Here is a 3,955-nt window from a genome sequence, read left to right on the forward strand (position 1 = left end):
CTGCACTCGCGGCTCGCTCCGGATCAAAGAAACTCGCCATCGTCGCTGTCGCCAGAAAACTTCTGATCACTCTCAACGCCATCATTCGAGACAAAACCGCATTCGCATGAACACAGTTGCCATGCCGTAACATCCGAGCGCCAAACCGGTGAAGGACACATAGCTCCCATCCCTCCGCCGCTGCATCCTTCGCCTGAAGTAACGGCCATGAATCCTCGGGTCGAGCCCGAGGATGACGAACGACAAGGGCACGCCCGTGTTTCACGTGAATCACCCGCCCGCAAACTGTGCCGCAATGTTTCACGTGAGTCATTTACCGATACAGAACTGCGAGAAGATGACATCGAGCAAATCCTCGACATCCACGGCGCCGACGATCCGGCCGAGCCGATCCGCAGCCAGGCGCAGCTCTTCCGCTCGCAACTCTTGTCCGTGCCCTGACAGGGCTGAGGTCAAGAACCCCCTTGTCTCATTTAGCAACTCCACGTGCCTCAATCGCGACGGCAGGATATCGCCGGCGTTGCCGATTTCCGCAGCCGCGCGGCGGCCGATCTCGTCCAGCAAATCCGCCAACCCGGCGCCGACCCTGGTCGAGATGGCCGCATCGTAGTCCTTCGACCGACTTGCCAGATGGTGGGCCCCGACCAAATCGGCCTTCGTTCCGATCCTTAGCATCGGCGCGTCGGATGGCACCGCCCCCGCGTCGACTGGATCGACCATATCCTCGAGCAACAGCAGCAAATCCGCGCCGCGCGCCTTTGCCCGAGCTTTTTCGATGCCGATCGCCTCCACCTTGCCGGGCGCCGCACGCAATCCCGCCGTATCCGTGATCCTGACCCGCATTCCCTTCAGGTCCAGAACCACTTCAAGCAGGTCGCGCGTCGTACCGGGTTCATCCGTCACGATCGCCGCCTCGCGCCGGGCCAGTGCGTTGAACAGGCTGGACTTGCCGGCATTCGGCGCACCGAGGATGACGACCTCGAACCCGTCGCGGATGATCTCTGCGGCGTGAAAACCGTCGATGTGATGACCGATCTCACCGACCATCGTGCGGACATCCGACCAGACCGCATCCGAAACAGAGCCGGGCACGTCGTCCTCGTCGGCAAAGTCGATCTCGGCCTCGATCATGGCGCGCGCATGGATCAGCCGCCGGCGCCAGCCTGAGTAGAGCTCGCTCTGCGCGCCCTCGGCGTTCTGCACGGCAAAGCGCCGCTGAGCTTCGGTCTCGGCATTGACGAGGTCGGCCAGCGCCTCCGTCTCGACCAGATCGAGTTTGCCGTTGAGAAAGGCGCGGCGTGTGAACTCGCCGGGCTCGGCATGCCGAACGCCGTCGAAGCCGGCGATCGTCTCCAGCATTTTCATGGCCACGGCGCGACCGCCATGAACATGGAATTCGGCGACATCTTCGCCGGTGAAGCTTCCAGGACCCGGGAAAAGTAGAACCAGGCCGTTGTCGATCACCGATCCGTCGTTCGCCCGGAATCTGCGCAGGACCGCGACGCGGTCCTTAACCTTACCGCCAGCAATCGTTTCGACCACGAATCGAGTCTGCGGACCGGAAATGCGGATCACGGCGATGCCGGCGGGCAGGCGTCCGCTGGAAAGCGCAACAATGGACTGAGCTGAAATCATTTGCCCGCTCTACTGAACCGCCCTAACTTTCGATGAACCGCCCCGGCTTCCCAGCAACCGAGCTTGCCCGTTGACCTTGCCTGCCAAAAACCTGCTGGCCGAAGAGGCCAGCCCCTATCTGCAGCAGCATAGCGGCAATCCGGTGCATTGGCGGGCCTGGTCGCCTGCGGCACTCGCCGAAGCCAAGGCCCTCGAGCGGCCGATCCTGCTGTCGATCGGCTACGCCGCCTGCCACTGGTGCCATGTCATGGCGCATGAAAGCTTCGAGAACGACACTGTGGCCGCCGTCATGAACCGGCTGTTCGTCAATATCAAGGTCGATCGCGAAGAGCGGCCCGACATCGACCAGATCTATATGGCGGCGCTGCATGCGATGGGCGAGCAGGGTGGGTGGCCGCTGACCATGTTCCTGACGCCCGACGGCAAGCCGTTCTGGGGCGGCACCTATTTTCCGCGCGATGCCCGCTATGGCCGCCCGGGCTTCATCCAGGTGATGGAGGCAGTCGACAAGGCCTGGCGGGAAAAGCGAGAGAGCCTCGCTCAAAGCGCCGACGGCCTGACCAGCCATGTCGAGGCGCGGCTGGCAGGCGCCCACGGCAAGGCCGTGCTCGACCGCGACACGCTCAGCGACCTCGCCGGCCGCATCGACGGCATGATCGACAGGGAATTGGGCGGGCTGCGCGGTGCGCCGAAATTCCCCAACGCACCGTTCATGCATACGCTCTGGCTGTCCTGGCTTCGCGACGGCACCGCGTCGCATCGTGATGCCGTGCTGCTCAGCCTCGAAAAGATGCTCGCCGGCGGCATCTACGACCATGTCGGCGGCGGCTTGAGCCGCTATTCGACCGATGCCGAGTGGCTGGTGCCGCATTTCGAAAAGATGCTCTATGACAACGCCCAGCTCATCCGCATGTGCAACTGGGCCTATGCCGCAACCGGCAATAATTTGTTCCGGCTACGAATCGAAGACACGGTCGATTGGCTGCTGCGCGAAATGCGCGTCGATGGCGGCGCCTTTGCCGCCAGCCTCGACGCCGACAGCGATGGCGAGGAGGGGCTTTTCTACACCTGGAGCAAGGACGACATCGATTCCGTGCTCGGTGACGATTCTGCTTTGTTTTTCAACCACTTCACGCTTTCCGTCCCGCATGGCTGGGAAGGCAAGCCGATCATCCACCAGACAGAGGCCCAGCAAAGCCTAAGCATCGCCGACCACGACCAGCTGGCCTCGCTCAAGCAAATATTGCTCGCCGCCAGGGAACAACGCGTCAGGCCTGGTCGCGACGGCAAGGCGCTGACCGACTGGAACGGCCTGATGATCGCGGCATTGGCCGAGGCAGGCCGCGCCCTGACCCGCAGCGACTGGATCGACGCGGCGGCGCAGGCTTTCTCCCATATAGCCGGAGCGAGCCACGAAGGCCGTTTGCCGCATTCCATGCTCGGCGGGAAAAAGCTGTTCCCGGCGTTGTCCAGCGACTATGCCGCGATGGCCAATGCGGCGATTTCGCTGTTCGAGACCACCGGCGATCCGAACTATGTCGAGCAAGCCAGGCATTTCATCGCGCAGCTCGACCATTGGCACCAGGACAGTGAAAGCACCGGCTATTACTTGACCGCTTCGGACAGCGGCGACGTGCCGATCCGCATCCGCGGCGATGTGGACGAGGCAATCCCCTCAGCCTCCAGCCAGATCATCGAAGCCCTGGTGCGGCTTTCATCGGTCACGGGCGACCTCGACCTTGGGGAAAAAGCCTGGGCAGCAGCCGAGCACACGATGGGCCGGGCGGCGCAACAGGCCTATGGCCAGGCCGGCATCGTCAACGCCTGCGCCCTGGCGCTGGAGCCGCTGAAGCTGGTCGTCATCGATCCAATAGAGAGTCCAAGCCTCGTTCCGGTTGCGAATCGAAACCCCGATCCGAGGCGGGTTGATATTGTTGTTCAGGTCGGCACGGAAGCGAATCGACCAACATTGCCGGGTGGGGTGCTCCCACCAACCGACAAGCCCGGCGCCTGGCTGTGCACCGGGCAGGTTTGTTTGCCGGTGGTTACGGATCCGGATGAACTGGAACGGTTGTTGCAGCGGCGATAGAGGGGGCGAAGCAGGAGCGAAGCGACGTCGCGGAGACCGTGGGATCTACCTTCGAGCGCTGCAGCGGTGGAAGTTTGCTCCGCTGCGTCCTCCGGCTGATGTCGCGGCATGGCAACTGTGTTCATGCGAATGCGGTTTTGTCTCGAATGATGGCGTTGAGAGTGATCAGAAGTTTTCTGGCGACAGCGACGATGGCGAGTTTCTTTGATCCGGAGCGAGCCGCGAGTGCAG

General features: G+C 62.8%; 2 protein-coding genes. One reads left to right on the forward strand and one right to left on the reverse strand.

Features of this window, described 5'->3' with window-relative positions; translation table 11 throughout:
* Nucleotides 1-309: 309 nt before the first annotated feature.
* Nucleotides 310-1,635, reverse strand: a complete 1,326-nt coding sequence (mnmE, locus tag ACFX5Q_RS34555) for a tRNA uridine-5-carboxymethylaminomethyl(34) synthesis GTPase MnmE (RefSeq protein ID WP_404285031.1) — start codon at nucleotides 1,633-1,635, stop codon at nucleotides 310-312.
* A 70-nt stretch (nucleotides 1,636-1,705) separates the two neighbouring features.
* Here mnmE and ACFX5Q_RS34560 point away from each other — a divergent pair, with 70 nt between their 5' ends.
* Nucleotides 1,706-3,724: a thioredoxin domain-containing protein gene (locus tag ACFX5Q_RS34560; RefSeq protein WP_404285032.1), complete on the forward strand. Its 2,019-nt coding sequence runs from the start codon at nucleotides 1,706-1,708 to the stop codon at nucleotides 3,722-3,724.
* The last annotated feature ends 231 nt before the right edge of the window (nucleotides 3,725-3,955 follow it).

The sequence above is a fragment of the Mesorhizobium sp. IMUNJ 23033 genome (genome assembly GCF_044778005.1).
Classification (GTDB): Bacteria; Pseudomonadota; Alphaproteobacteria; order Rhizobiales; family Rhizobiaceae; genus Mesorhizobium; species Mesorhizobium amorphae_A.

Bases quoted from the DNA above. Each gene is read 5' to 3' on its own strand.
- mnmE (WP_404285031.1), bottom strand. From the start codon at position 1,635: ATGATTTCAGCTCAGTCCATTGTTGCGCTTTCCAGCGGACGCCTGCCC.